The organism is Luteimonas sp. A277 (genome assembly GCF_054052045.1).
Genome location: NZ_JBSVRG010000001.1, coordinates 112,984 through 139,715 on the forward strand (window position 1 = coordinate 112,984; position 26,732 = coordinate 139,715).

Genomic DNA, 26,732 nt, shown 5'->3' on the forward strand with positions numbered 1-26,732 from the left:
TGCAACGGGCTGCGGTTGTGTTTCCAGCTGCGTTCGAGGCGGTCGGGATCGTTGCTGGAAGATAGCGGCTTCGGCAGCGGGGCCGGGGAAATCAGCGGACCCGAAGCTCCGGCATGAGCGACAGCTGCACAGGCGCGTAGCTGCGCCGGTGGTGCGGACAGGGGCCGTGGGCCTGCAATGCCGCAAGGTGCTGGGGACTCGGGTAGCCTTTGTGCCGGTCAAAGCCGTACTGGGGAAACTGCTCATGCAGCTGGCGCATGGCCCGATCACGGGACACCTTGGCCAGGATCGACGCCGCCATGATCGATGGCTCCAGCGCATCGCCTCCAATCACCGCCTCGGCCGGGCACGGGAGGTCACGGGGCAGCTGGTTGCCATCGATGCGGGCCAGCTGGGCCGCAGGGGAGAGCGCGCGCAGGGCCCGGCACATGCCGATGAGCGTGGCCTGGAGGATGTTGAGGGTGTCGATTTCGTCGATATCCACGAACTCCACCCGCCACGCCAGCGCGGATTCGACAATCTGCGGGTACAGCGCTTCCCGGCGCTTCTCGGACAGCCGCTTGGAGTCATCCAGACCTTCCATGCCGTGATTCGGACGCAGGATCACCGCCGCGACCACGACCGGGCCGGCGAGTGGCCCGCGCCCCGCCTCGTCAACGCCGGCCACCAGCAGGCTCATCGGCGCGCCACCAGGGCCTCGACAACGTCTGCCGCGCGCGCTGAAGCGTCGCGGCGCAGGGTCATGTGGATCTCGCGGAAGCGCGGCTCCAGCGCCGCCACCGCGGCCGGATCGCGCAGCCAGGCCAGGACGGCCCGGGCGAGCTTGTCCGGCGTGCAGTCCTCCTGGATCAGCTCGGGCACCAGGGTCTCGCCGGCCAGTACATTCGGCAGGGAAAAGCGGTCGGTCTTGAGCAGGCCGGTGGCGCGCACCAGCACCTGGGTGCCGCGGGCCACCCGGTAGCCCACCACCATCGGCCGCTTGGCCAGCATGGCTTCCAGCGTGGCCGTGCCGGAGGCCAGCAGCACCACGTCCGCAGCCACCATCGCTTCGCGGGACTGCCCGTCCAGCAGCAGGACCGCACCGGGGGGCAGCTTCGCGGCGGCCACCTGCGCCTCCAGCGCCTGCCGGCAACCGGGATTGGCGGCCGGGATCACGATCCGCAGGCCCGGGACCTGGGCGGCGACCAAGGCGGCTGCCTGCAGGAACACCTCGCCCAGTCGTTCGACTTCGCCCAGCCTGGACCCCGGCAATACCGCCAGCACGGTTCCTTCGCCGGCCAGACCCAACCGCTGGCGGGCGGCGCGACGATCCGGGTTGAGGGGCATTTCATCGGCCATCGGATGGCCCACGAAACGCGCGTCCACCCCGTGCGCGGCATAGATTTCCGGCTCCATCGGAAACAGGCACAGCACCCGGTCGGCGCTGCGCCCGATCGTGCGTGCGCGGCCCCGGCGCCAGGCCCAGATCGAAGGGCTGACGTAGTGCGCGGTTCGCAGCCCGTCACGCTTGAGGCGGCGTTCAAGACCGAGGTTGAAATCAGGTGCATCGATGCCGATGAATGCGTCCGGCTGCCAGGTGCGCATCCGCCGGTGCAGGCTGCGACGCAGGGACAGCAGGCGCGGCAGGTGCGAGAGCACCTCGCTCAGGCCCATGACCGCCAGTTCGGACGAATCGTGCCAGGCGTCCAGGCCGGCACGACGCATGGCGTCGCCGCCGACGCCGGCAAACAGGGCATCCGGAAACCGTTGCGAAAGCTCGGCGATCAGCCCGGCACCCAGCAGGTCGCCCGAGGCTTCGCCCGCCACCAGGGCGAAACGCGCCTTCATCGCAGCAGGGCGCGCTGGCCGGACTCGATGAACTCAAGCATCGCGCGCACATCCTCGCTTTCGCCAGCCATCTCGGACAGGCGGGTCCGGGCCTGGGCCAGGTCGCTACCGGACATGTACAGGGCGCGGTAGGCGCGCTTGATCGCGGCGGTGCGGTCGGAATCAAACCCGCGCCGCTTCAGGCCTTCGCTGTTGATACCGCGTGGCCGTCCGTAACCTTCCTGGGCCACCATCACGAATGGCGGCACGTCACCGTTGATGAAGGCGCCCATGCCGATGAAGGCATGCATGCCCACCCGGCAGAACTGGTGGACTCCGACGAACCCGCTGAGGATCACGTGATCGCCAATTTCAACGTGGCCGGCGAGGGTGGCGTTGTTGGAGAACACGCAGTGGCTGCCCACGATGCAGTCGTGGGCAATGTGGGTGTAGGCCAGCAGCCAGTTGTCATCGCCCACCCGGGTCACGCCTCCGCCACCGCCGGTGCCCCGATTGATGGTGGCGAATTCGCGGATCACGTTGCGATCGCCGATCTCCAGCCGCACCGTCTCCCCGGCGAACTTCTTGTCCTGGGGGTCGCCGCCGATCGCCACGTGGCCGTGGAAAACGTTCTCACGTCCGATCCGGGTAGGGCCAAGGATGCTGCAGTGCGAGCCGATGCGGGTGCCGTCGCCGATCTCGACCTCCGGCCCGATCAGGGTGAAGGCACCCACCTCAACCCCGGTCCCCAGCTTTGCGGACGGATCCACGCTGGCGGCCGGATGCACCTGTACCGCAACGGACATGTCAGGCCTCGACCTCCGCACAGAGGATCTCGGCGCAGGCGACTTCGCGGCCGTCCACGCTGGCGGTGCCGGCGTACAGGGTCATGTTGCGGATCTCGCGGCGGATCTCCACTTCAAGATCCAGCCGGTCGCCCGGGACCACCATGTGGGTGAACCGGGCCTTGTCCACCTTCACCAGGTAGGAAATACGGTCGGTGATGACCTCGTCGCGGCTGAGATGGCTCAGCAGCCCGCCGGCCTGCGCAAGGGCCTCGATCACCAGCACGCCCGGCATGACCGGGTGGTTGGGGAAGTGGCCCTGGAAAAAACCTTCATTGCTGCTGACATTCTTGAAGCACAGCACCCGGCGGCCCGGCTCCACCTCCACTACCCGATCAACCAGCAGGAACGGGTAGCGGTGCGGCAGCAGCTCGCGGATGGCGTTGCTGTCCAGAGGCAGCGATGGTGGAGCCTTGGTCATTCTTTTCCCTTTTCAATGGCGGCGATGCGCTGTGCAAGCGTGTCGAGCTGGCGGATGCGTACCGCAGTCCGCCGCCACTCGCGTGCCGGCGTCGCCGGTATCCCGGAAGCATACTCGCCCGGTTCAGTGATCGAATGCGAGATCATGCTCTTGGCCATCACCGTGACCCGGTCGCAGATCTCCAGATGCCCGGCCACGCCGACCTGGCCGGCCAGCATGCAGTAGCGGCCGATCCTGGTGCTACCCGCCACGCCCACGCAGCCGGCCATGGCCGTGTGTGCACCCACGTGCACGTTGTGGGCGATCTGGATCAGGTTGTCCAGGCGTACGTTGTCTTCCAGCACGGTGTCGTCGATGGCGCCGCGGTCGATGGTGGTATTGGCACCGATCTCGCAGTCGTCGCCAATCCGCACCCCGCCCAGCTGCGGTACCTTGATCCACTGGCCCTGTTCCATGGCCAGGCCGAAGCCGTCGGCGCCGATCACGGCGCCGGGGTGGACCACGCAGCGGGCACCGATCCGCACCCGCCTGACCAGGCTGACCCGCGCCACCAGCTCCGTGCCGGCGCCGACTTCGCAGTCCTCGCCCACCACGCAGCCGGGACCGATCACGGCGCCAGGCCCGATTGTGGTGCGCGCGCCAATAAAGCTGTGCGGCCCGATGTGGGCGCCCGGATCCACCTTGGCGGACGGATCCACCACGGCGGTCGGATGGACGCCGGGGTCCGTTGCTTCACGCAGTTCGAACAGCGCCGCGGCGCGCGCATAGGCCACGTACGGGTCGGCCGCCAGCAGCGCGGTGCCGGCGAAGGACTCCGCCTGCTCCGGCTGCAGGATCACCACGCCGGCCCGGCTGTGCTCGAGCTGCGCGCGATAGCGCGGATTGGCCAGGAAGCTCAGCTGGTGCGGCTGCGCAGCACCAAGCGAGGCGACCCCCTCGATGCGGACAGCGTCGTCCCCACGGTCGTCTCCACGAAGTTCCAGCCCGGTATGCGCGGCAATTTCCGCCGCCGTGTATCCCTGCTTGCCCATGCTTGCTCCTGCGTACGGCGGCGCGATATCAGAACGCGCCACCGAAGGTGAACTGCAGGCGCTCGACCTCGTCGCCGCGGCGGATCAGGTCGCCAGCGCCACCGAACACATCGTCCTGCTTGCGCAGCGGATAGGCATAGCTGATCGAAATCGGGCCTACCGGTGCGCGCCACATCAGCGCGACACCTGCCGAGACACGGAAGTCCTTGGCCTCGAAGGCATCAAGATCGGTGTACACGTTGCCGAAGTCGACGAACGCGGAAATCCGCGCCGCTGGGGAATCGAGCAGGGTGGGGAAGTACATCTCCAGCGAACCGACGGTCTTCAGCGCACCGCCCAGGGGCTGCAGGAAATTGCTTCCGGCCACCGACTCGCGCGGGCCCAGGGTGTTGTCACGGAAGCCGCGGACCGAACGGGTACCACCGGCGTAGAAATTCTCGTAGAACGGCAGGCCGCTGGCGCTGATCGTGCGCAGGTAATCGTCCGCATCAGGCGTACACGGATCGGTTGGCGGCGGCGGCTGCGGCCACGGATTGTCCTGGGTCGGGGCCGGCGCCGGGATGTAACACACATCGCGCGTCACATCGCTGCCGTAGCTGTCGCCGTAGCCGACTTCGGCGCGGGTGTTCAGCACCAGGGCGCGACTGAGCGGCCAGTACTTGGAGAATTCATAGCTGAGCTTGTAGTACTCGGCGGTCGAGCCGGGCAGGGTGATTTCCGCGGCTACGCGCTGGTAGGTACCGCGCGTGGGCTGCAGGAAATCGTTGCGCGTGTCGCGGGCCCAGCCCACCTCGGTACGCCAGGCGTGGAAGGTGCGCGAACCGAACGCGTCGACGTAGTCGACGATCGAATCCGGGGTGGCACCGCGCCAGGTAAAGATCTCGTTGCGGTCCAGGCCGAACAGCAGCGAGAAGCTGTCGTGCTCGGTGATCGGCACGCCGAAGAACACCTGGCCGGCGGCGCTGGTGGAGGAGTACTGGGCGGTGTTGAATTCGGAGTTGTCGAATTCGCGCCACCACAGGTTGTAGCCCATCGACAGCCCCTCATCGGTGAAGTAGGGGTTGACGTAGGAGAACGCGTAGCGCTGCAGGTACAGGTTGCGGCTGGCCTCGATCGAGACCCGGTTGCCGCGGCCCAGGAAGTTGTTCTGCGACAGCTGGATCGAGGTGGTCACGCCGGCGAGCTGCGAATACCCCAGGCCGAACACGAAGCTGCCCGAGGCGGTTTCGGCCACGCTGAAGACCACGTCGACCTCGTCCGGGCTGCCCGGCACCGGTTCGGTTTCCACGCTGACGCTGCCCGTTTCGAAGAAGCCCAGACGCTGCAGGCGGATGCGCGAACGGTCGATGGCCGCCTGCGAATACCAGGACCCTTCGAACTGGCGCATCTCACGGCGCAGGACTTCATCGGAGGTGCGGGTGTTGCCGCGGAATACGATCCGGCGCACGTTCACCCGCGGACCCGGAACCACCTGCATGGCGATCTTGGCGGTGCGGTCCTCGCGGTTGACCTCGGGGATCGGGTTCACTTGGGCGAAGGCGTAGCCGATGTTGCTCAGGGTGGCGATGATCGCGTCCGAGCTCAGCTCCAGCAGGGCGCGCGAGAAGGTCTGTCCCTCGCGGATGAACAGGCGCGACTCGATATCTTCCTTCGGCAGGACGGTATCGCCGACCACTTCCACTCCGGACACGGTGTACACCTCGCCCTCGGTGATGCCGGAGGTGATGTACATGTCCTGGCGATCGGGGCTGATCGCCACTTCGATGCTGTCTTCGCTGAAGTCCAGGTGGCCGCGGTCGAGGTAGAAGTTGTGCAGTTTCTCGCGGTCACCATCCAGCTTTTCACGCGAATACTGGTCGTCACGGCGGTACCAGCTCAGCCAGTTGCTGGTGCCGGACTCCCAGTTTTCGCGCAGGGTGTCCTGGTCGTAGGTCTCGTTGCCGACGATATTGATGTGGCGGATCTTGGCCGCGGAACCTTCGTCGACGTTGATCGTCACGTCCACCCGGTTGCGGTCCAGGTTGGACACCGTGGGCGTGACCTGGACGTTGTACTTGCCGCGGTTGTTGTACTGGCGGGTCAGCTCCTGGGTCACCCGATCCAGGGCCAGGCGGTCGAAGGTGTCGCCTTCGGCCAGGCCGATTTCGGACAGACCTTGCATCAGGTCTTCGGTCTTGATGTCCTTGTTGCCGGTCAGGGTCAGGCGGTTGATTGCCGGACGCTCGGTGACCGTGATCACCAGGATGTCGCCCTGGCGGCCCATGCGCACGTCCTCGAAGAAGCCGGTGCGGTAGAGCGCGCGGATGGCTTCGCCCACGCGGGTCTGGTCGACCTGGTCGCCGCGTTCAATCGGCAGGTAGGTGAATACCGTACCGGCGCCGATGCGCTGCAGGCCATCCACGCGGATGTCGCTGGCAATGAATGCACCGGCCGCCGGGCTTTGGACGGATGGCGGCGCTTCTGCTGTCTGCTGGGCCCCGGCAGGGGACACGATCGCCGCCGCAAGGGCGAGGGCGAGCAGGTGGCGGCTGGGATTTCGCGTCATCTATTACGTCCGTCTTGAATGCGCCTCGCAGCTGCCTGGATGGCGCGGCGTTGGCGTTGAATGGAGGAAAGTCAGCGTTGGACCAGTTGCAGGATGTCGTTGTAGAACGCCAGTCCCATCAGGCTGGCAAGCAGCGCGAGCCCAACATACTGCCCGGCGACCATGGCACGATCGCTTAACGGGCTGCCCTTGACCAACTCGATAAGGTAATACAGGAGGTGGCCGCCATCCAGCAGCGGGATCGGCAGCAGGTTGAGGATGGCCAGGCTCAGCGACAGCAGGGCAAGGATGGTCAGGTACCACGCCACGCCCTGGCTGGCGTAGGCGTTGGTGGCCCGGGCGATGGTGATCGGCCCGGCCACGGTGTTCTCGATCGCGACCCGGCCGCTGAACGCGCGCCCGAGCATACCCACCAGCTGGCCGGTCAGGTGCGCGGTCTCGCGCAGCGCCGCCGGCACCGCTGCGACAGGGCCGTAGCGCTGCATGGCGTCCTTCGGCGGGACCTGGCCGCGGTCGGAATGGATGCCCAGCGCCCAGAAATCACCGCGCTCCGGGTCCTCCATCAGCTCAGGCGTCAGCTCCAGCGCCAACCGCTCGCCTTCGCGCTCAACCTCCACCATCGCGCTTCCGCCCTGCGCGCCCAGCTCCTGGACCAGCGGGCCGATCTGCTCGAAGGTTTCGATCCGGTGCGAGTCGAAGGCGGTGATGCGGTCGCCTTCGACCAGCAGTCCGTCGGCTGGCGCACCCGGCTGGATCCCGCCGATGACCGCGGGCAGCAGCAGATGCCGGGGCAGCAGGCCGATCGACGGCAGCAGGTGGCGGTCGTCCATGTCGGCCGGCAGGCGTGACAGGGGCAGAATGCGGGTGCGCTGGTTGCCATGGGTGTCGATCACTTCCAGCTGCACGTCGCTGCGGTCCAGCGCCGCGGGCAGCAGGGCGAGCTGCACCTCGTTCCAGGTCGGCGTCTGGCGCCCACCCACGCTCTGGATGCTGTCGCCACGCTCCAGGCCGGCTTCAGCGGCCAGCCCCTGGGCCACGCCGGCCACGGGCATGTAGTCGGGCCGGCCGACCACGAACATCGCCCACAGCAGGACGACGCACAGGATCAGGTTGGCCGCCGGGCCTGCAATGACGATGGCAATGCGCTGCCACACCGACTTGCGGTTGAACGCCTGCGAAGCTTCCTCTTCAGGAACGGGCGTCTCGCGCTCGTCCAGCATCTTCACGTAGCCGCCCAGCGGGATGGCGGCGATCACGTATTCGGTGCCGTCGCGGCCGCGGCGTGACCACAGCGGCCTGCCGAAGCCAATGGAAAAACGCAGCACCTTGACCCCGTTGCGCCGGGCGACCCAGTAATGGCCGAACTCGTGGAAGGTCACGAGTACGCCCAGGCTGACGATCAGCCACCAGACGGAGCCGAAAAATGAAGTCATGGGCGAAGAGTCACGCGTTCAGCAGGGTGGCTGGAGGGGGAAATGATCATGGCGAGGGTGGAGCGTACCGGGGCAGGGCGGCGTGTGCGACCCGGCGCGCCTGTTCATCGGCATTGCACAGGGCCTCCAGCGAGGCTGCCGGTGCGCGGGGCAGCGCCGTCAGCGCATCGGTGACCACTGCGGCGATGTCGAGGAAACCGATCCTGCGCTCCAGGAAGGCCGATACCGCAACCTCATTGGCCGCATTGAGAGTGGCCGGCGCGGTGCCCCCGCTCTCCAGAGCCTGCCGGGCCAGGCCCAGGCACGGGAACGTGGCCTCGTCCGGCGCTTCGAATTCCAGTTTGCCCTGGGCCAGCAGGTCCAGCCTGCCGACGCCTGAATCGATCCGTTCCGGCCAGGCCAGGCCCACCGCCAGCGCGGTGCGCATATCCGGCAGCCCCATCTGCGCCAGGGTGGAGCCGTCGTCGAACTCCACCAGCGCGTGGACCAGACTCTGCGGGTGCACCAGCACGTCCATGCGCTCTGCCGGCAGGCCGAACAGATGGTGGGCCTCGATCAATTCCAGGCCCTTGTTCATCAGCGTGGCCGAGTCCACCGAAATCTTCGGGCCCATCGACCACTTGGGATGAGCGATGGCCTGCTCCGGCGTAACCCTTTCCAGCTCGGCCCGGCTGCGGCCGCGGAACGGCCCGCCCGAAGCGGTGAGGGTGATCGCGCGCACGCCCGGATGCATCCGCCCATCGGGCAGACACTGGAAAATAGCGCTGTGTTCGCTGTCGATGGGAATCACGCTGGCACCGGCTTCGCGTGCGGCGGCCATCACCAGTTCGCCGGCGAGCACCAGTGATTCCTTGTTGGCCAGCAGCAGCCGCTTACCGGCCCTTGCGGCTGCCAGGGTGGAATCCAGCCCGGCGGCGCCAACAATCGCGGCCACCACGGTGTCACAGGCGTCGCTGGCGACCAGGTCGGAAAGCGCCTGGCCGCCCGCGTGGGCAACGGTGGAGAGCCCAGCGGCGCTCAGGCCATCTCTCAGGGCGTCAAAGCGGGCCGTATCCGCGATCACCGCGTGGTCAGGGCGATGCTCAACGCACAGTGCCACCAGCGCGTCCACGTTGCTGCCCGCGGCCAGTATCGAAGCCCGCATCCGCTGCGGATGCCGGGCGATCACGTCCAGGGCGGATGCGCCGATCGAACCGGTGGCGCCAAGCACGGCAATTGAGCGGAGGCTGGCCATCGTCATGCTCAGAATCCCAGCCAGATCTGGCCCACGGCAAAGACCGGAAGTGCTGCCAGCACACCGTCCATGCGATCAAGCAGGCCGCCGTGGCCGGGAATCAGGTTGCCGGAATCCTTCACCCCCGCATGGCGCTTGAGCAGGCTTTCGAACAGGTCACCGACTACCGAGAACCCGGCCGCCAACAGCGCCACCAGGGCCACGGCCGGCAGTTGGCCGGTGGAAGCGCCGGCCAGCGGGGCGAAAGCCACGCCCGTCAGCACCGCCAGCACCAGGCCGCCGATCAGGCCTTCGATGGTCTTGTTGGGACTGATGCGTGGCGCCAGCCGGCGGTCCTTGAAGACCTTGCCGCCGAAGCTGCGGCCGGCGAAGTAGGCGCCGGTATCGGCCGCCCAGACAATCGCCAGCGCAAGCAGCAGCCAGCGGTTGCCGTTCGGCTCGCCGGCGTGGATCAGCCCAACCGCACACCAGGCCGGCACCATGACCAGGGTGCCGGCGGCCAGCTTGATGACCCGCGAGCGCGCATCCGGCGCAGAGGCAAACCCGGGATGGCGCAGCCAGATCGCCACCAGCAGCCACCCGATGACCGCGGCCACGCAGAACAGCTTGAGCAGCACCATCGAGCCATTGGGATCGCTGGCCGAGGCCCAGACCAGGGCCAGAATCAGCAGCAGGTTGGCGATCAGCAGGGTGCCGCGGGCAATCCCGTCATCCACCCCGGCCAGGCGCAGCCATTCCCACAGTCCACCCAGCAGGGCGACGGCCGCCAATGCCACCAGCCACTGGGTGGGCAGCAGCAGGACTGCGGCGATTGCCAGCGGCGCCATCACGAGGGCGGCGATTACACGGGTCCTGGTCATGCGGAAGAAGCGTCCTTCGTATCGGGTAGGGCCTGCCTGGCGACGATCTGCTCGGCGGTCAGGCCGTAGCGGCGCTCGCGCGCCGCGTAGTCGTCCAGCGCCCGCTGCAGGGTGGCAGCGTCGAAATCAGGCCACAAGGTGTCGGTGAACCACAGCTCGGTATATGCCAGCTGCCAGAGCAGGAAATTGCTGACCCGCAGCTCGCCGCCGGTGCGGATGAACAGGTCAGGGGGCGGCAGGTCAGCCAGCGACATGCGCGCGCCGATGGCGGCTTCGTCGATCTGCCCGGGCTGCAGGCGCCCAGCAGCCACATCCTCGGCCAGGGAGCGGGCAGCGGAGGCGATGTCCTGGCGTCCGCCATAGCTCGCAGCCACATTCAGGTGCAGGCGATGGTTGTGGGCGGTGCGCGCTTCAGCTTCCTGCATGCGCTGCTGGATGGCGGCGTTGAATCGGGTGCGCTCGCCAATGAAGCGCACCTGCACCCCGCGCCGCTCCAGCTCGATGACCTCGCGTTCCAGCGCGTTGAGGAACAGCTTCATCAGCGCGCCGACCTCTTCCGCGGGCCGGCCCCAGTTCTCGCTGGAAAACGCGAACAGGGTCAGCGCCCGGATGCCGTGCTCCAGGCAGAAGTCGATGCACACGTTGACTGCGCGCGCGCCGGCGCGGTGGCCGATCATTCGCGGCCGCCGGCGACGTGCGGCCCAGCGGCCATTGCCATCCATGATGATGGCGACGTGGCTGGGGACTGCGGGAGGATTGGGAACCTGCATGGACACAGTGGTTTCGACAACCACTCAGACCGCCATCAGTTCCTCTTCCTTGGCCTTGACGACTTCGTCCACGCCCTTGATCGCCTGATCGGTGATCTTCTGGATCTCTTCCTCGCTGCGGCGCTCGTCGTCCTCGCTGATCTCCTTTTCCTTCAGCAGGTCCTTGGTCTGCTGGTTGGCATCGCGGCGGACGTTGCGGATCGCGATCTTCGAGTTCTCGCCTTCGTTGTTCACCACCTTGGCCAGCTCGCGACGGCGCTCTTCGGTCAGCGCGGGCAGGTTGATGCGGATGGTGGTGCCGGAGGTGTTCGGGTTAAGGCCCAGGTCGGAGGCCAGGATCGCCTTTTCCACCGGGCCGACCATCTGCTTTTCCCAAGGGGTGATGGTCAGGGTGCGGGCATCGCTGACGGCTACGGTAGCCACCTGCGACAGCGGCATGTCCGATCCGTAGTAGTTGACCTTCAGCTGGTCAAGGAGGGCGGTTGAGGCGCGGCCAGTGCGGATCTTGGACAGATCGTGGCGCAGCGACTCGATGCTCTTGTTCATGCGAGTCTGCGCATCTTTCTTGATTTCGTTGAGCATCGACGGCTCCATCTCGTGACGGGTAACCGCCGGATTATAGCTGCAGCAGGGGTGCGAAGGGCTTCAGCTGCGGCCCTTCACCAGCGTGCCGATCTGTTCGCCCTTGAGAATGCGCAGCAGCTGGCCGGGCTGGCCCATGTCGAAGATGCGCAGCGGCATGTCGCTGTCGCGGCACAGGGCGAAGGCGGCGGTGTCCATCACCTGCAGGTCGCGGGCCAGCACCTCGTCGTAGGTGAGGGTGTCGAAGCGCTTGGCATCGGGGTGCTTGGCCGGGTCGGCGTCGTACACGCCATCCACCTTGGTGGCCTTGAGCAGCAGGTCGGCACCGATCTCGATCGCGCGCAGCGCAGCACCGGAGTCGGTGGTGAAGAACGGGTTGCCGGTACCGGCGGCGAAGATCGCGATCCGGCCTTTTTCCAGGTGGCGGATGGCGCGGCGGCGGATGTAGTCCTCGCAGATGTCATTGACCTTGAGGGCGCTCATCACGCGCACGCTGCCGCCGAGCTGTTCAAGCGCGTCCTGCATGGCCAGGGCGTTGATGACCGTGGCCAGCATGCCCATGTGATCGCCCGTGACCCGGTCCATGCCGCTGGCGGCCAGGCCCGCGCCGCGGAAGATGTTGCCTCCGCCGATCACCAGTGCGATTTCGGCACCGGCCTGCTGCACTTCCATGACCTCGCGGGCAAGGCGGCCGATGACCTTGGGATCAATCCCGTAATCCTCTTCTCCCATCAGGGCCTCGCCGGAAAGTTTGAGCAGGACACGGCGAAAGGCGAGTTGGGACATGAGGTGTACTCCGGGGCGGGGGGCAGGCAAACGCGAAGATTCTATCGTGTGGGACAACAAAAAGGGCCGCGGAGTGCGCGGCCCTTCAAGTACAGCGTTTACAGCGTTGGATCAGGCCAGGCCGGCCTGCTTCATCACTTCGGCGGCGTAGTCTTCCACCACCTTCTCGATGCCTTCGCCAACTTCCAGGCGCTGGAAGCCGATCACGTCGGCGCCAGCGGCCTTGAGGGCCTTTTCAACCGTCACGTTGGTGTCCAGCACGTACGGCTGGCCGTACAGGGTGACTTCGTTGACGATCTTGTTGATCTTGCCGCTGATGATCTTTTCCAGGATCTCGGCCGGCTTGGCGCGGTCCTTGTCCGACATCTTGGCCATCTCGATTTCCTTTTCCTTCTCGATGAAGGAGGCGGGAACGTCGGCGGCCTTGTTGTGCGGGGGGTTCATCGCGGCAACGTGCATGGCCAGGCCGCGGGCCAGATCGGCATCGCCGCCCTGGACTTCGACCACGACGCCAATGCGGCCGCCGTGCACGTAGGTGGCCACGTTGTTGCTGCTCTCGACGCGGGCAATGCGACGCACCTGGACGTTCTCGCCGATCTTGGCGATCAGCGAGGCACGGGCTTCCTCGACCGTCTGGCCCGACGCCAACTTGACGTCCTTCAGGGCTTCGACATCGTCGCCGTCCACCGACAGCGCGGCCTTGGCCACGGCATCGGCGAAGGCGAGGAAGTTCTCGTCCTTGGCCACGAAGTCGGTTTCGCAGTTGATCTCGACCAGCGCCGCCTTGCCGCCCTCCTGGGCGGTGGCGATGCGGCCTTCGGCAGCCACGCGGCTGGCCTTCTTGTCAGCAGCGGCCAGGCCCGACTTGCGCAGGGCTTCGGCGGCGGCGTCGATGTCGCCGTTGGTTTCGGTGAGCGCCTTCTTGCACTCCATCATGCCGGCGCCGGTGCGTTCGCGCAGTTCCTTGACCAGTGATGCGGTGATTTCCATGGGGGTCCTCTGAAAATGGGTGGAGTAGGGCGCTTATTCGGCCTTGGGAGCTTCAGCTTCGGCTTCAGCCTTGGCTTCTACGGGCTGCTCCGCCGGTGCGGCCTCTTCCTTGGTGGACTCTTCCGCCGGTGCCTCTTCAGCGGCAGCGGCCTTCTTCTTCGGGGCCTTCTTTGCCGGTGCAGCGGCTTCGGTGAATTCCTCTTCGCGCACGCTGGCGGCGCTCGGCGCGGCAGCCTTGCCTTCCAGCACGGCGTCGGCGGCGGCGCGGCCGTACAGCTGCACGGCGCGGATGGCGTCGTCGTTGCCCGGGATGGCGTAGTCCACCAGCGACGGATCGTAGTTGGTGTCAACCACGGCAATCACCGGGATGCCCAGCTTGCGCGCTTCGCTGATGGCGATGCTCTCGTGGCCGATGTCGATCACGAACAGCGCGTCCGGCAGGCGCGGCATGTCCTGGATACCGCCCAGCGAAGCTTCCAGCTTGTCGCGTTCGCGGCGCAGGGCCAGCACTTCGTGCTTGACCAGCTTCTCGAAGGTGCCGTCGGTCTCGAACGCTTCCAGCTCCTTCAGGCGGGCGACCGACTTCTTCACGGTGACGAAGTTGGTCAGCGTGCCGCCGAGCCAGCGCTGGGTCATGAACGGCATGCCGCAACGCTCGGCTTCTTCCTTGATGGCTTCGCGCGCGCTGCGCTTGGTGCCCACGAACAGCACGATGCCGCGCTTCTGGGCGATCGACGAGATGAAGTTCATCGCGTCGCTGAACAGCGGCATGGTCTTTTCGAGGTTGATGATGTGGATCTTGCCGCGGGCGCCAAAGATGTACGGAGCCATCTTGGGGTTCCAGTAGCGGGTCTGGTGGCCGAAGTGAACGCCGGCCTCCAGCATCTGGCGCATGGTGATCTGGGGCATTGCTTGAACTCCTGATGGGGAACCGGGCCGCCGCGGCTGTTGGGAATGGGCGGTCCGCCCGCAGGGCGGGCGAAAGGTTCCGGGGTTGGGCCTCCCCGCTGCCTCCGTGTCCGAACCCTCCAGTGAGGGCACCCCGGCACGGGGGTTTGCAGCGGGTGTGTATTCACCGGTGACGCCCGGCGTGGGCGGAATTGTCCATAAAGCACAATCCAGCGGGCAATTATAGCGGAAAAGGCGCCTCGCGCAATCTTTCCCGGGCCCGGGGGCCGAAGGCATGGGGAGCCGGCTGGGGGCGCTGGAGGCCCTGGAACGGCACCCCCGCCAGACGGGCTCCGTGATCGGCGATAATGTCCCAATGACCATCAATCTCAAGACCCCCGAAGAAATCGAGAAGATGCGCGTGGCCGGCCGCCTGGCGGCCGAGGTGCTGCAGATGATCGCGCCGCACGTGAAGCCCGGTGTGAGCACGGAAGAGCTGGACCGCATCTGCCACGAGCACATCGTGAACGTGCAGGGCACCACGCCTGCCAACGTCGGCTACCGCGGCTATCCGAAGGCCACGTGCATTTCAGCCAACAATGTGATCTGCCACGGCATCCCCGGGCCGAAGGTGCTCAAGGACGGCGACATCATCAATATCGACGTCACCGTGATCAAGGACGGCTGGCACGGCGATACCAGCCGCATGTACTACGTAGGCGAGCCCTCGGTGATGGCGCGCCGGCTGGTGGATACCACTCGCAAGGCGATGTTCGCCGGCATCCACGCGGTGCGTCCGGGCGCGACCCTGGGCGACGTGGGCCACGCCATCCAGCAGGTGGCCGAGGCCGAGCGGTTCTCGGTGGTGCGCGAATACTGCGGCCACGGCATCGGCAAGGTCTATCACGACGATCCACAGGTGCTGCACTACGGCAACCCGGGCGAGGGCCTGGTGCTGAAGGAAGGCATGACCTTCACCATCGAGCCGATGATCAACGAGGGCAAGCGCCACACCCGGCTGCTGCCCGACGGCTGGACCGTGGTGACCAAGGACCGCAAGCTCTCGGCCCAGTGGGAGCACATGGTCGCCGTGACCGCGGACGGGGTGGATGTGCTCACCCGCATCCCCGGCGACGACAACGAAGCCTTCCTCTGACGGTGATGACCGCCGCGCCTGCGCACACGGGCAACGGCGGCAGGCAGGTGGATGACGCCGCCTGGGCCGCCGAGGCGCGCGCCTCGCTGGCCGAGCACGATGCGGAGCTGGCCCGCCGGTTCGACTCCGGTGAAGACATCGACCGCCTGCTGGCCGGGCGGGTCAACGCCGTGGATGCCTACGTGCGCCAGGCCTGGGCCCGCTGCATCCCGGCCGAAGCGCCGCTGGCGCTGTTCGCGGTGGGCGGTTACGGCCGCGGGGAGCTGTTCCCAGGATCGGATATCGATCTGCTTGCGCTGGTCGAAGACGGCTCGCCGATGGACTGCCGCGAGGAGCTGGCGCGCCTGTTTGCGCTGCTTTGGGACGCCGGCCTGCCGGTAGGACACGCGGTGCGCAGTGCGGAAGAGTGCACCGGCATGGCGGCCACCGACATCACCGTGCAGACCTCGCTGCAGGAAGCGCGCCCGCTGCTGGCCAACCTGGTCGAAGTGCGGCGGCTGAACGATGCGATCTCGATCGAACGCACCTGGCCGGCGGCCGACTACTACGCGGGCAAACTGGCCGAGCAGCGAAGCCGCCACGCCCGCTACGGCGACACCGCCGACAACCTCGAGCCCAATCTCAAGGACGGCCCTGGCGGCCTGCGCGATGTGCAGACGCTGCGCTGGCTGGCGCGGCGGGTGCTGGATGCGCACAGCATGGAGCAGCTGATCACCCTGGGCCTGCTGGGCGTGGACGAACACGCCACCCTGGAGCGCGAGCGGCGCACGCTGTCACGGCTGCGTTTCGGTCTGCATCTGGTCTCCGGCAAGGCCGAGGAGCGGCTGCGCTTCGACCACCAGAAAGCACTGGCGGCGCGACTGGCGCACGTGGATGAGGCCGATAACGCGCTGGTCGAAAAGATGATGCAGCAGTTCTACCGCAGCGCGGCGGTGGTGCTGCGGATCAGCGAACGGCTGATCCAGCGCTTCGAGGAGCATCTGGAAGGCGAGGGCGACCTGGTGGTGCTGGACGACGAGTTCGCCACCCGCCGCGGTTACCTGGCCGCCCGGGACGAGGTCTGGCCGGGCAACGACATGGGCCGGGTGTTCGACCTGTTCTCGGTCTGGGCCGGGCTGCCGGAGGTGCGCGGCCTGCACTCGCAGACCGAGCGCTCGCTGGCCGAATCTCTGCACGCGCTGCCCACCTGGCGCGATGCGAAAACGGGCCTTCGCAAGCGGTTCCTGAAGCTGTTGCGCGGGCCCGCGCCGGTGCGCACCCTGGAGCGTCTGTCGCGACTGGGCGTACTCGGTGCCTGGATCCCGGAATACGCCCAGGTTACCGGGCGCATGCAGTTCGACCTGTTCCACGTCTACACCGTCGATCAGCACACCCTGGCGGTGTTGCGCAATATCGCCGGGTTTGCGGCGGAAGAGCCGGACCCGCGCTTCACCGCCGCACACGCGGTCTGGCCGCACCTGCGCAAGCCGGAACTGCTGCTGCTGGCCGGCCTGTTCCACGACATCGCCAAGGGCCGCGGTGGCGATCATTCGGAACTGGGCGCGGTCGACGCGCGCGAATTCTGCCTCGGTCATGGCCTCGGCGAAGCGGACGCTTCACTGGTGGAGTGGCTGGTGCGCCGGCACCTGCTGATGTCCACCACGGCGCAGAAGCTGGATATTTCCGATCCCCAGGTCATCCACGCCTTCGCTACCGAAGTAGCCGACCGGGAACGGCTGGATTACCTCTATCTGCTTACCTGCGCCGATATCGCCGGTACCTCGCCGCGGTTGTGGAACGCGTGGAAGGATCGGCTGCTGACCGATCTGCGTACCGCCACGCGCCTTGCGCTTCGGCGCGGGCTGGAAAACCCGGTGGCGGCCGTCGAGCGCATCTCTGAAACCCGTGACCACGCCCGCGAGCTGCTGGCCGCGCACGGCGTGGGCATGGAAGGCGCCGATGCGTTGTTCGAGCGCATGCCGGAGGCGGTGTTCCTGCGCGGCCGTCCGGACCAGGCCGCCTGGCAGGCGAAGGCGCTGAGCGGTACCCGGCCGGGCGACACGGTGATCAAGGTGCGGCGCCTGGCCGAGGGCGCCCAGGCGCTGGAAGTGTTCGTGCACTCGCCCGACCGCGACGGCCTGTTCACCGCGATTGCCATCACCCTGGACCGCTGCGGCCTGGCCATCCAGCAGGCGCGCGCGCTGGACGGTCCGCATGGCACCATCTTCGATACGTTCCAGGTGCTGCCCACCGATCCGCGCTTCATGCCCGAGCCGGCCGCGATCGAGCGCAAGCTGGCGACGGTGCTGGCCGGTTCGCTGGATGTGCGCCCCGCGCGGCGCAACCAGCCGCGCCACCTGCGTCATTTCCGGATCGTTCCGCAGATCGCCTTCGACCAGACCGCAGACGGCAGCCAGACCATCTTCAGCCTCGTCTGCACCGACCGGCCCGGTCTGCTGGCCGGCGTAGCCCACGTGCTGCGCGAGCAGCGCCTGCGCGTGCATGACGCCCGCATCGCCACTTTCGGCGAGCGGGTCGAAGACGTGTTCAAGCTCACTGACGAGCAGAACCGGCCGCTGGACGAAGCCCGCCGCCATGCGCTGCGCGAAGCGCTGCTGGCCAGCCTGGATGGAGACGCCACCGCCTGACCTGCCCCCGACACAGCCGCCGTTCCCGCCCCGCGGGAGTGGCTTCCCCCTCGATTGACATTCCAGACGACCCCCATGACCCATTACGACTTTTCCGACGACACCGTCTCCGGCATCCGCCATACCATCGAGTCCGCATTCACCCGGCGCACCGCGCTGATCCCCGAGGAGATCGACGGCAGCGTGCGGCCTGCGGTGGAGCACGCCCTTGTGGGTCTGGAAGCCGGCTACCTGCGGGTTGCCGAACCCGGCGAGGGCACGCACGGCTGGCAGGTCAACGAGTGGCTGAAGAAGGCGGTGCTGCTGTATTTCCGCATCAACGAGATGTCCCTGGTTGAATCCTGGCCCGCGCCGTTCTGGGACAAGATCGAGGCGCGTTTCGCCGGCTTCGACGAGGCCGGGTTCCGCAAACTGGGCGTGCGCGTGGTGCCCGGCGCCGTGGCCCGTCGCGGCAGCCACCTGGGGCGCGACGTGGTGCTGATGCCGAGCTTCATCAACATCGGCGCCTATGTGGGCGAAGGCACCATGGTTGATACCTGGGCCACCGTGGGCTCCTGTGCCCAGATCGGCGAGCACTGCCACATCTCCGGTGGCGCGGGCATCGGCGGCGTGCTTGAACCGCTGCAGGCTTCGCCGACGATCATCGAGGACAGCTGCTTCATCGGCGCGCGCTCGGAAGTGGTGGAAGGCGTGGTCGTGGGCCGCAACAGCGTGATCGGCATGGGCGTGTTCCTCGGCCAGAGCACCCGCATCTACAACCGCGCCACCGGCGAGGTCAGCTATGGCTACGTGCCGCCCGGCAGCGTGGTCGTCGCCGGCTCCCTGCCGGCCGAAGACGGCAGCCATTCCCTCTACTGCGCAGTCATCGTCAAGCAGGTCGACGACCGCACCCGCGCCAAGACCTCCGTCAACGAACTGCTCCGCGGGCTCGCGTAGCTGCGCGGCTGACCTCCGGCAAACTGCGCCCCACCAGCACGCCGGCCAGCCCCAGCACCGCCAGGAACACCAGCGCAACCTCCGGCCCCAGCGCGGCCAGGGCTCCCGACAGCCCGCCGATCACCAGCAGCAGCGCGCCCATGGAGGTATTGGCAACGGCCACGTACTCGGTGCGGCGATCGCCTTCGGCCATGTCCACCACATAGGTCTTGCGCGCCACCCGTACCGCGGTATGGACCAGGACCAGCAGCAGGTACACCACCGGATACAGCCACCACTGCGCGCGCATGCCCGGTACCGCCAGCACCGCCAGGAACACCAGCAGCACGGCCGAAGCAATGCCGGCGCCCCAGCTCATCAATTGCCGCGATGACCGATCTGCCAGCCTGCCGAACGGCTTGCCGCCTACCAGGCTGGCCAGTCCCTGGGCGATCACGAACGGCCCCAGCCCTCCCAACCCAACGCCGCCAACGCCCGCGGCCATCGCCACCACGAACGGCGGGCTGAGCGCGGAGACCAGCAGCAGGGTGCGGGCGAAGACGAAACGGCGGAATGGCCGGTCCTCGCGCAGCAGCCGCCAGGATGCACGGACCCAGCCCGCATGCCCGTCATCGGCCGTGTCCGGCACCGCGGCGTCCGGCTCGCGCACGCCTGCGTAGACCACCGCGGCCAGCACCCACGCCAGTGCGGCCACGGCCAGAAGCGCCGCCAGCACCAGCGGAGAGATGTCGTCGCCGCCAAACATGCGGATCGCCAGGCCAAGAGTGACCGCAAGCGCGCCGGACAGCATCGTGCTGACGCCGTTGATCTGGCCGCGTTCGCCCCTGGGCACGGTGTCGCCCATGACGTCCTTGCCGGCCAGCGAGCAGAGCGAGCGTGACAGCGCGAACAGCGCCAGCGCGCCCAGGATCAACACCCCCGCCGCGGTCCCCTTCATCGCCGCCGCCGCGAACGCCATCAGCGCGGTCGCAATCGCCTGGCCAACCGCGCCGGCGATCCAGGCCGAGCGCCGCGGTCGCAGGCGCTTGATCCACGGCGTGAGCGCTGCCTGCGGGAGCATGGAACCCGACTCGCGGATCGGCACCAGCAGGCCGATCAGCACCGCAGGCACGCCCAGCGATGCGAACAGCCACGGCAGCACGGTCTTTGCATTGACCACCTGGTCGCCAACGGCCTGCAGGGTGCTGGCGGCCACTTGGCGCAGGCCGTTGCGGGCGGTGGCCAACTGCTGCCCCTGCTCCTGGTTCGAACGATCCGCCTTGACCAGGCGCTGGTACAGCTTGAGAGAGGTGGTCATGCGCATAGTTTCCCCCAGGGCGGCAGGCAAGGACAGCAGCCACACCCTCCTACAATGGGGTATCGAACTGCCGGAGAAACCTGTGACAACGATCTACGGATTGAAGAACTGCGACACCTGCCGCAAGGCACGCAAGTGGCTGGACCGTTTCGGCGTGGAGCATGAATTCGTCGACTACCGTGAGAACAAGCCCACGCCGGAAGTGCTGGTCGAATGGGCCGGAAAGCTTGGCGGCTTCGAAGCCATGATCAACAAGTCATCCACCACCTGGCGCGAGCTGCCCGACAACCGCAAGGGCGCATCCAGCGATGCCGAGTGGAAGCTGCTGCTGCGCGAGTACCCGCAGCTGATCCGCCGCCCGGTAGTAGTGACCGACGACGGCAACGTCACCCAGCGCTTCTCCGACAACGGCTTCAAGGAGCGCTTCAACATCACCTGACCAGCGCACCACGTGCGACCTCCGGCGTCTCCCCCGTAGGAGCGCGCCATGCGCGCGAAGCCGCGTGAATTCAAGCGTCGCGGGGTGTCTCCGGATCCACCCCGGTTACGGAAGCCCCGCGCCGGGCCATGTGTCACGCGGCATCGCGCGCATGGCGCGCTCCTACAAGGAACCTGTACATGTCTGACGTCCTCGAACTGCTGAAAGACCTCATTTCCCGTCCGTCGGTGACGCCGGACGACGCCGGCTGCCAGCCCCTGATCGCCGACCGTCTGCAGCGCGCCGGCTTCGCCTGCGAACACCTGCGCTACGGCCAAGTCGACAACCTCTGGGCCACCCACGGCAGCGGCGGGGGCCCGGTCCTCGTGCTGCTCGGCCACACCGACGTCGTGCCAACGGGACCGGTAGAGGCCTGGACCAGCGATCCCTTCAAACCGGAAATCCGCGACGGTGTGCTCTACGGCCGCGGCGCCGCCGACATGAAGAGCGGCGTGGCCGCGTTCGTGGTTGCTGCCGAGCGTTTCGTCGCTGCGCACCCGGACCACAAGGGCACCCTGGCCCTGCTGCTCACTTCCGACGAGGAGGGCGAAGCCATCGACGGCGTGCGCCGCGTGGCCGAAACCTTCCGCGAGCGCGGCCAGCGCATCGACTGGTGCATCACCGGCGAGCCGTCCTCGCAGGAGAAGCTGGGCGACCTGATGCGGGTCGGCCGGCGCGGCTCGCTGACCGGCTACCTCACCGTGCGCGGCGTGCAGGGTCATGTCGCGTATCCGGACAAGGCCCGCAACCCCATCCATCAGGCCGCCCCGGCGCTGGCCGAACTGGCCGCACGCGAATGGGACGCCGGCTACGAGACCTTCCCGCCCACCAGCCTGCAGATCAGCGACGTGCACGCCGGCACCGGCGCCGACAACGTCATTCCGGGTGAGCTGCAGGCCACGTTCAACCTGCGCTACAACCCGCATTGGGACGCGGCGCGGCTGGAGGCGGAAGTCGAAGCGCTGCTGGCGGCCCGCGGCCTGGACCACGATCTGCGCTGGCACCGCAGCGGCGAACCGTTCTTCACCCCGGAAGGCCCGCTGCGCGCCGCCGCACGTGAAGTGCTGACGGAGTTCGCCGGTGCCGCGCCCGAGGAAAGCACCGGCGGCGGCACCTCCGACGCCCGCTTTATCGCCCCCCTGGGCGCCCAATGCATCGAAATCGGCCCGATCAACGCCAGCATCCACCAGGTCGACGAAAACATCCGCGTCGCTGACCTCGAAGCCCTGCCGGATCTCTACCAGGCACTGATTAGCCGCCTCCTGTAGGTCCGGCACCTGCGCTGCCAACATGGAGATGCCACCGTGACGAGCGAACGCAAGCCTCGGTAGGAGCGCGCCATGCGCGCGAAGCCGCGTGAATTGCGGTTCGCGGGTCAGCTTCGGGCAGAACGACATGTCCGGTGCAGCGTCACCCTGATCAACGTCACGCGGCTTCGCGCGCATGGCGCGCTCCTACGAAGAGGCGCCGCCGGCGGTGAGGGATCCCGGGGCGACATGCTGGATTGGGGCACGTCCGGACATCAGGACACCCGCATCGGCCGCCGATGCGGGCTTTTCATACCTGCAAAACGCGGCGTCTGTCCTGAGCCGGGAGGGCTATGCGTATCCCTCAATAGCCAAGGACCCCATCTCAATGTGTTCGATCTTCTCGATATTCGACCTGCAGCCGGGCGACGACATCGCCGGCCTGCGCCGGCACGCGCTGGAATGCTCGGCACGCCAGCGCCATCGCGGTCCCGACTGGAGCGGGGTGCATGTGGATGAGGGCGCGATCCTGGTCCACGAGCGGCTGGCCATCGTGGATCCGGCGGGTGGGGCGCAGCCGCTGAAATCCGCCGACGGCAACCTGGTGCTGGCGGTGAACGGTGAGGTTTATAACCACCGCGAACTCAAGGCCGAGCTGCGCGCGGACTATTCCTTCCAGACCGCTTCCGACTGCGAGGTGATCAACGCGCTTTACCGCGAAAGCGAGCCCGGCGCGTTCATCGACCGCCTCAACGGCATCTTTGCCTTCGCCCTGTGGGATCGGGAGCGGGGGCGGGCGATCATTGCCCGCGACCCGATCGGCGTGGTGCCGCTGTACTGGGGACATGACCGCGAAGGCCGGCTGCGCGTGGCGTCGGAGATGAAGGCGCTGGTGGATACCTGCGCCGATGTGGCCCAGTTCCCACCCGGTCACTGGTACGACAGCGCCAGCGGTGAACTGTGCCGCTACTACGATCGCCCCTGGCGCGACTACGGCGCCGTGCAGGGCGTGCACGTCTCGCCGGACGAGCTGCGCGAAGCGTTCGAGGCCGCCGTGCACCGGCAGCTGATGAGCGACGTACCCTATGGGGTGCTGCTTTCCGGCGGTCTGGATTCGTCGCTTGTGGCGGCCGTGGCCTCGCGGTTTGCCCGCAGAAGGATCGAGGACAACGACCGCTCCGAGGCCTGGTGGCCGCGCCTGCATTCGTTCGCGATTGGCCTGGAGGGCTCGCCCGACCTCGCGGCGGCGGAGGTGGCTGCCAAGTCAATCGATACCGTGCACCACGGCTTCGAATACACCTTCCAGCAAGGTCTGGACGCGCTGCCCGACGTGATCCGCCACATCGAAACCTACGACGTCACCAGCATCCGCGCCTCCACGCCGATGTACCTGCTGGCGCGGCGGATCAAGGCGATGGGAGTGAAGATGGTGCTCTCGGGCGAGGGCAGTGACGAGGCCTTCGGCGGGTACCTCTATTTCCACAAGGCGCCCGACGCGCGCCAGTTCCACGAAGAAACGGTGCGCAAGCTCGACGCCCTGCACAACTATGATTGCCTGCGTGCCAACAAGTCGATGATGGCCTGGGGCGTGGAGGCAAGGGTGCCGTTCCTGGATATCGAATTCCTCGACGTCGCCATGCGCATGGAAGCGGCGCAGAAGATGGTGCACCGGCAGTCGAACGGTCCGCAGCGGATGGAGAAGGGGTTGCTGCGGCAGGCGTTCGAGGGCTATCTGCCGCCGGAGATCCTGTGGCGGCAGAAGGAGCAGTTCAGCGACGGCGTCGGCTACGGTTGGATCGATGGGTTGAAGGCGCATGCCGAGGCCCAGGTCAGCGACCGCGAACTGGCCGCCGCGCACCGGCGCTTCCCGGTCAATCCGCCGGCGAGCAAGGAGGCGTACTGGTATCGGACCCTGTTCGAGCAGTGCTTCCCGACCCGCGCCGCGGCGGAAACGGTCCCCGGCGGTAAGTCCATTGCGTGTTCCAGCAGCACCGCGATCGCGTGGGATGCCGCCTTTGATGGCTCTGCCGATCCTTCAGGGCGCGCCATCGCCGGTGTCCACGCCGCCGCGTATTAGATGTCCGCCGCGCCTGTTGAATGTCCGCGACGCCTGTTTAATGTAGGAGCGCGCCGTGCGCGCGAAGCCGCGTGAATCCGGGGTCGCGGGGAAGCGTCGGACCGGGTGATCTGACCGGCGCCACGCGGCGCGGATTGATGTCACGCGGTTTCGCGCGCGTGGCGCGCTCCTACGGGGGGAGTCCGCGGATCGGTGTTTCGCCGATGACCCGTGGATTCGCGATTTCGTCCGGGCCCCGTACATTCCCCGCGTCGGCCGCGTAGGGCCGATCTACGGGTGCAGGGTCAGGGTGTATTCGGCGGGACCGGGGAGGAACGGGGTGGGGCGGCCGTGGACCCAGTCTTCGTGGCCGGCGCCCCAGAACGGCGACAGGGGATGGCCGCTCTGGCCACCGGGCATGTGGGCGATGCCGTCTTCCTCGTGCCCCGGTGCCACCACCATCCGCTGCGAGGCGCCGAACGACGGCCCCTGCACCCGCGGCATCATGCCGTCGCCGGGCAGCGGCTCGGCGGGCATGCACAGCATCCGCCGACCGACCAGCGGTACCGCAGTAGCCAGGGGATGGCAGATGCGCGCGGTATTGCGCTCACCCCAGCTGCGCTTGTCCAGCGGGCCCAGCGCCGCCACCCCGTCACGCACCTCGCGCGCGGCGTCTTCGAACAACGCGTGCCAGCTGACGAAGCGCGGAGAAAGCAGGTGCATCGGCCGCTCCGTCACCAGTGGCCAGGCGATCCCCTCCAGCTGCGGCAGGTCGGGCATGGTGAAGTCGTCGCCCAGCGCCACCTGCGCGGGGGCGGTCAGGGCATCGGCAATGCGCGCGTGTACGGCCAGGCGCCACGCACGCACGATCCGGTAGCTGACCGAATTAATTTCCGCACGCGCGTTCCAGCCCGAAGCCGCGGTGGCCAGCTCAAGCAGGGCGGGCGCGTCATCGTGCGGCGGCAGTCCGTCCAGCAGGCGCCACCAGCGATCAAGTACCAGCGCCCGCATGTCCAGTTGGATCGCCAGCAGGTCCTGTTCGGTGAACGTGTCGCCGGCCAGCAGCAGGTCGCGGATCTGCTGCTGGCGGGCGCCGAAGGCGTAGCCGCCGTCGCCCACCAGGGCCAGTGCCCCGCCGTCCACTACCCGCGCGTTGGCGGTCCACAGCCGGTGATCGGCCGGCTCCACGATGGAAGGGGATCGGTCCGTGGCGATGTTCCATGGGCTGCAGGCCGCCGAAGCGATGCCATCCATGGAGGTGCCCGTTGAAAGCGGCAGGCGTTGCGGACACCCGGCATCACGTACCGGCAGCGGTCCCAGCAGGCGCCAGGCGATGCGGCCGTTACTGTCGCCAATCACCAGGTTCTGGGTGGGAACGGCGATACGATCCGCCGCAGCCAGCGCTTCATCCAGATCACCGGCCTTGGCCAGTTCCACCAGGCCGAGGTTGATGGCGCCCGGCAGGTGCGCCACCCAGCGCAGGCTGAGCGTGCGGCCGTCATCCAGCGTTTCCATCACCGGACCCCACGCCGTTTCGCGAACCTCCAGCGTCACTTCATCGCCACCCGACACGGTGATGGTCTCCAGGTGTCGCGTCACCGGCTCGCAGTCCTCGGCAGGCTCCCCGTTGGCGCACGGGGTGTCCAGCCGCCAGTCCATGTAGTCGCCATAGCTGTTGGTGAAGCCCCACGCCACGTGACCATTGCTGCCCACGATCACCGCCGGCAGGCCCGGCAGGGTGAAGCCGGACACGTCCACCTGACCTTGCGACGCGTGCTCATCCGGCCAGCGCAGCCGCGCCCGGAACCAGATGTTGGGCGCGCCCAGGCCCAGGTGCATGTCATCGGCAACGATGGCGCGGCCATCGGCGGTCAGCGCACCGCCCACGGCGAAGTTGTTGCTGCCCGGCGTGCCGGTGTCGGACAGGGCGGCGGGCGCGTCCGCGTCGGGAACGGGCAGCCTGCGCAGGTCCACTTCGCCCGGACCGGGCAACACCGCGTTGCCGCGCGCCTGGCCCATCAGCGGCGCGTCCCATTCGCTGCCGTCGTGGGCCAGCAGTTGCCGCAGCGCCGGGGGCAGGTGCGGAGCCATTTTCCACCACAGCAGTTCGCGCCGGTTGGTGCCGCCCTGCAGGTCGAAGTACATCGCATAGCCGGCCAGGATCGAATCCACCGGCGTCCACGGTTCCGGCTGCTGGCGCAGCAGCAGGTAGGGCCAGGGCCGCGTGCCGAGCCCGGCCAGGCCGGCATTGGCGCCATCGGCGTAGGCCTGCAGCTGGGGCATGTGCTCGCCGGCGATGGCATCCAGGTCCGCTTCGATCCGCGCCCGCAGCCGGTGGCGCCGCGCCTTGCGGTCGGCATCCAGTGCGAGCGGGCCGAACAGCGCCGACAGTTCGCCGGCGGAGCTGCGCCGCAGCAGGTCCATCTCGAACCAGCGCTCCTGCGCATGCACATAGCCGAGCGCGCGCGCGGCATCGGTGGAGCTGGAGGCATCGATGGTCACGATGCCCAATGCGTCGCGCTGCACCTGCACCGGGGCGGCGAGGCCGGGCAGGGCGTGCTCGCCATCAAGCGTTGGCAGGCTGGCGCGCAGACCGAGCCAGACCACCAGCAATGCCAGCAGCACCAGGGCAGTCAACAGGACGGCGATTCGTGGCAACCACTTGCGCATGGAGCGGACCGGCTGAAGGAGGAGCGCGCACCTTACACCGCCAGGATGCAGCGATCACGCAGGTGGCCTGCAGT

20 protein-coding genes and 2 pseudogenes are annotated in these 26,732 nt (G+C 67.7%); 6 read left to right on the top strand and 16 right to left on the bottom strand.

Annotated features, from left to right (window positions below; genetic code table 11):
* Positions 1-91: 91 nt before the first annotated feature.
* The 14 genes and pseudogenes from rnhB to rpsB all read right to left on the bottom strand — a co-directional run bounded on the left by rnhB (position 92) and on the right by rpsB (position 14,212).
* Positions 92-679 carry a ribonuclease HII gene (gene rnhB, locus ACW7G2_RS00515; protein WP_456971630.1) on the bottom strand — a complete coding sequence of 196 codons (588 nt, stop codon included), beginning with the start codon at positions 677-679 and terminating at the stop codon, positions 92-94.
* Positions 676-1,854, bottom strand: a pseudogene (lpxB, locus tag ACW7G2_RS00520) (lipid-A-disaccharide synthase); the annotation flags it as partial. The gene rnhB and the pseudogene lpxB, both read right to left, overlap by 4 nt.
* Positions 1,824-2,612, bottom strand: a complete 789-nt coding sequence (gene lpxA, locus ACW7G2_RS00525; protein WP_456971632.1) for an acyl-ACP--UDP-N-acetylglucosamine O-acyltransferase — start codon at positions 2,610-2,612, stop codon at positions 1,824-1,826. The pseudogene lpxB and the gene lpxA, both read right to left, overlap by 31 nt.
* 1 nt (position 2,613) lies before the next feature.
* On the bottom strand, positions 2,614-3,072 hold the full coding sequence (gene fabZ, locus ACW7G2_RS00530; protein ID WP_456971634.1) for a 3-hydroxyacyl-ACP dehydratase FabZ: 459 nt from the start codon (positions 3,070-3,072) through the stop codon (positions 2,614-2,616).
* Positions 3,069-4,103, bottom strand: a complete 1,035-nt coding sequence (gene lpxD / locus ACW7G2_RS00535; protein ID WP_456971636.1) for a UDP-3-O-(3-hydroxymyristoyl)glucosamine N-acyltransferase — start codon at positions 4,101-4,103, stop codon at positions 3,069-3,071. The genes fabZ and lpxD overlap by 4 nt, the downstream gene beginning before the upstream one ends.
* Positions 4,104-4,131: 28 nt before the next feature.
* Positions 4,132-6,648 (bottom strand): outer membrane protein assembly factor BamA, encoded by a 2,517-nt coding sequence (gene bamA / locus ACW7G2_RS00540; protein WP_456971638.1) that lies wholly within the window; start codon positions 6,646-6,648, stop codon positions 4,132-4,134.
* A 71-nt stretch (positions 6,649-6,719) separates the two neighbouring features.
* Positions 6,720-8,081, bottom strand: coding sequence for an RIP metalloprotease RseP (gene rseP, locus ACW7G2_RS00545; protein WP_456971640.1), 1,362 nt, complete (start codon positions 8,079-8,081; stop codon positions 6,720-6,722).
* Positions 8,082-8,127: 46 nt separating this feature from the next.
* On the bottom strand, positions 8,128-9,321 hold the full coding sequence (locus tag ACW7G2_RS00550; protein WP_456971642.1) for a 1-deoxy-D-xylulose-5-phosphate reductoisomerase: 1,194 nt from the start codon (positions 9,319-9,321) through the stop codon (positions 8,128-8,130).
* 2 nt (positions 9,322-9,323) lie between these two features.
* Positions 9,324-10,175 (bottom strand): phosphatidate cytidylyltransferase, encoded by an 852-nt coding sequence (locus ACW7G2_RS00555; RefSeq protein WP_456971644.1) that lies wholly within the window; start codon positions 10,173-10,175, stop codon positions 9,324-9,326.
* Complete coding sequence (uppS, locus tag ACW7G2_RS00560; protein WP_456971646.1) at positions 10,172-10,945, bottom strand: polyprenyl diphosphate synthase; 774 nt, start codon at positions 10,943-10,945, stop codon at positions 10,172-10,174. Before uppS ends, ACW7G2_RS00555 begins: the two co-directional genes overlap by 4 nt.
* Before the next feature lie 24 nt (positions 10,946-10,969).
* Positions 10,970-11,527 (bottom strand): ribosome recycling factor, encoded by a 558-nt coding sequence (frr, locus tag ACW7G2_RS00565; RefSeq protein ID WP_456971648.1) that lies wholly within the window; start codon positions 11,525-11,527, stop codon positions 10,970-10,972.
* A gap of 63 nt (positions 11,528-11,590) precedes the next feature.
* Positions 11,591-12,313 carry a UMP kinase gene (gene pyrH, locus ACW7G2_RS00570; RefSeq protein WP_456971650.1) on the bottom strand — a complete coding sequence of 241 codons (723 nt, stop codon included), beginning with the start codon at positions 12,311-12,313 and terminating at the stop codon, positions 11,591-11,593.
* A 111-nt stretch (positions 12,314-12,424) separates the two neighbouring features.
* Complete coding sequence (gene tsf / locus ACW7G2_RS00575; protein ID WP_456971652.1) at positions 12,425-13,303, bottom strand: translation elongation factor Ts; 879 nt, start codon at positions 13,301-13,303, stop codon at positions 12,425-12,427.
* Positions 13,304-13,336: 33 nt separating this feature from the next.
* Positions 13,337-14,212: a 30S ribosomal protein S2 gene (rpsB, locus tag ACW7G2_RS00580; protein WP_456971654.1), complete on the bottom strand. Its 876-nt coding sequence runs from the start codon at positions 14,210-14,212 to the stop codon at positions 13,337-13,339.
* Positions 14,213-14,567: 355 nt separating this feature from the next.
* Between rpsB and map the strand changes: the two genes are divergently transcribed.
* The 3 genes and pseudogenes from map to dapD form a co-directional block, all read left to right on the top strand.
* A complete protein-coding gene (gene map, locus ACW7G2_RS00585) occupies positions 14,568-15,347 on the top strand; it encodes a type I methionyl aminopeptidase (protein ID WP_456971656.1) in 780 nt (259 codons plus the stop codon).
* Positions 15,348-15,352: 5 nt separating this feature from the next.
* Positions 15,353-17,974, top strand: coding sequence for a [protein-PII] uridylyltransferase (gene glnD, locus ACW7G2_RS00590; protein WP_456971658.1), 2,622 nt, complete (start codon positions 15,353-15,355; stop codon positions 17,972-17,974).
* A 126-nt stretch (positions 17,975-18,100) separates the two neighbouring features.
* A pseudogene (dapD, locus tag ACW7G2_RS00595) lies at positions 18,101-18,910 on the top strand (2,3,4,5-tetrahydropyridine-2,6-dicarboxylate N-succinyltransferase); the annotation flags it as partial.
* Here the strand turns inward: dapD and ACW7G2_RS00600 are convergent.
* Positions 18,882-20,207: an MFS transporter gene (locus ACW7G2_RS00600; RefSeq protein ID WP_456971660.1), complete on the bottom strand. Its 1,326-nt coding sequence runs from the start codon at positions 20,205-20,207 to the stop codon at positions 18,882-18,884. The pseudogene dapD and the gene ACW7G2_RS00600 overlap by 29 nt on opposite strands.
* A gap of 82 nt (positions 20,208-20,289) precedes the next feature.
* Here ACW7G2_RS00600 and ACW7G2_RS00605 point away from each other — a divergent pair, with 82 nt between their 5' ends.
* The 3 genes from ACW7G2_RS00605 (at position 20,290) to asnB (ending at position 24,009) form a co-directional block, all read left to right on the top strand.
* On the top strand, positions 20,290-20,646 hold the full coding sequence (locus tag ACW7G2_RS00605; protein ID WP_456971662.1) for a Spx/MgsR family RNA polymerase-binding regulatory protein: 357 nt from the start codon (positions 20,290-20,292) through the stop codon (positions 20,644-20,646).
* Positions 20,647-20,825: 179 nt separating this feature from the next.
* A complete protein-coding gene (dapE, locus tag ACW7G2_RS00610) occupies positions 20,826-21,953 on the top strand; it encodes a succinyl-diaminopimelate desuccinylase (protein ID WP_456971664.1) in 1,128 nt (375 codons plus the stop codon).
* Positions 21,954-22,320: 367 nt separating this feature from the next.
* Complete coding sequence (asnB, locus tag ACW7G2_RS00615) at positions 22,321-24,009, top strand: asparagine synthase B (RefSeq protein ID WP_456971666.1); 1,689 nt, start codon at positions 22,321-22,323, stop codon at positions 24,007-24,009.
* Between the two features lie 270 nt (positions 24,010-24,279).
* Here asnB and ACW7G2_RS00620 read toward each other — a convergent pair whose 3' ends face one another.
* A complete protein-coding gene (locus tag ACW7G2_RS00620; protein WP_456971668.1) occupies positions 24,280-26,658 on the bottom strand; it encodes a penicillin acylase family protein in 2,379 nt (792 codons plus the stop codon).
* Positions 26,659-26,732 lie beyond the last annotated feature (74 nt).

Bases quoted from the DNA above. Each gene is read 5' to 3' on its own strand.
- rnhB (WP_456971630.1), bottom strand. From the start codon at position 679: ATGAGCCTGCTGGTGGCCGGCGTTGACGAGGCGGGGCGCGGGCCACTC.
- lpxA (WP_456971632.1), bottom strand. From the start codon at position 2,612: ATGTCCGTTGCGGTACAGGTGCATCCGGCCGCCAGCGTGGATCCGTCC.
- fabZ (WP_456971634.1), bottom strand. From the start codon at position 3,072: ATGACCAAGGCTCCACCATCGCTGCCTCTGGACAGCAACGCCATCCGC.
- lpxD (WP_456971636.1), bottom strand. From the start codon at position 4,103: ATGGGCAAGCAGGGATACACGGCGGCGGAAATTGCCGCGCATACCGGG.
- bamA (WP_456971638.1), bottom strand. From the start codon at position 6,648: ATGACGCGAAATCCCAGCCGCCACCTGCTCGCCCTCGCCCTTGCGGCG.
- rseP (WP_456971640.1), bottom strand. From the start codon at position 8,081: ATGACTTCATTTTTCGGCTCCGTCTGGTGGCTGATCGTCAGCCTGGGC.
- ACW7G2_RS00550 (WP_456971642.1), bottom strand. From the start codon at position 9,321: ATGACGATGGCCAGCCTCCGCTCAATTGCCGTGCTTGGCGCCACCGGT.
- ACW7G2_RS00555 (WP_456971644.1), bottom strand. From the start codon at position 10,175: ATGACCAGGACCCGTGTAATCGCCGCCCTCGTGATGGCGCCGCTGGCA.
- uppS (WP_456971646.1), bottom strand. From the start codon at position 10,945: ATGCAGGTTCCCAATCCTCCCGCAGTCCCCAGCCACGTCGCCATCATC.
- frr (WP_456971648.1), bottom strand. From the start codon at position 11,527: ATGCTCAACGAAATCAAGAAAGATGCGCAGACTCGCATGAACAAGAGC.
- pyrH (WP_456971650.1), bottom strand. From the start codon at position 12,313: ATGTCCCAACTCGCCTTTCGCCGTGTCCTGCTCAAACTTTCCGGCGAG.
- tsf (WP_456971652.1), bottom strand. From the start codon at position 13,303: ATGGAAATCACCGCATCACTGGTCAAGGAACTGCGCGAACGCACCGGC.
- rpsB (WP_456971654.1), bottom strand. From the start codon at position 14,212: ATGCCCCAGATCACCATGCGCCAGATGCTGGAGGCCGGCGTTCACTTC.
- map (WP_456971656.1), top strand. From the start codon at position 14,568: ATGACCATCAATCTCAAGACCCCCGAAGAAATCGAGAAGATGCGCGTG.
- glnD (WP_456971658.1), top strand. From the start codon at position 15,353: ATGACCGCCGCGCCTGCGCACACGGGCAACGGCGGCAGGCAGGTGGAT.
- ACW7G2_RS00600 (WP_456971660.1), bottom strand. From the start codon at position 20,207: ATGACCACCTCTCTCAAGCTGTACCAGCGCCTGGTCAAGGCGGATCGT.
- dapE (WP_456971664.1), top strand. From the start codon at position 20,826: ATGTCTGACGTCCTCGAACTGCTGAAAGACCTCATTTCCCGTCCGTCG.
- asnB (WP_456971666.1), top strand. From the start codon at position 22,321: ATGTGTTCGATCTTCTCGATATTCGACCTGCAGCCGGGCGACGACATC.
- ACW7G2_RS00620 (WP_456971668.1), bottom strand. From the start codon at position 26,658: ATGCGCAAGTGGTTGCCACGAATCGCCGTCCTGTTGACTGCCCTGGTG.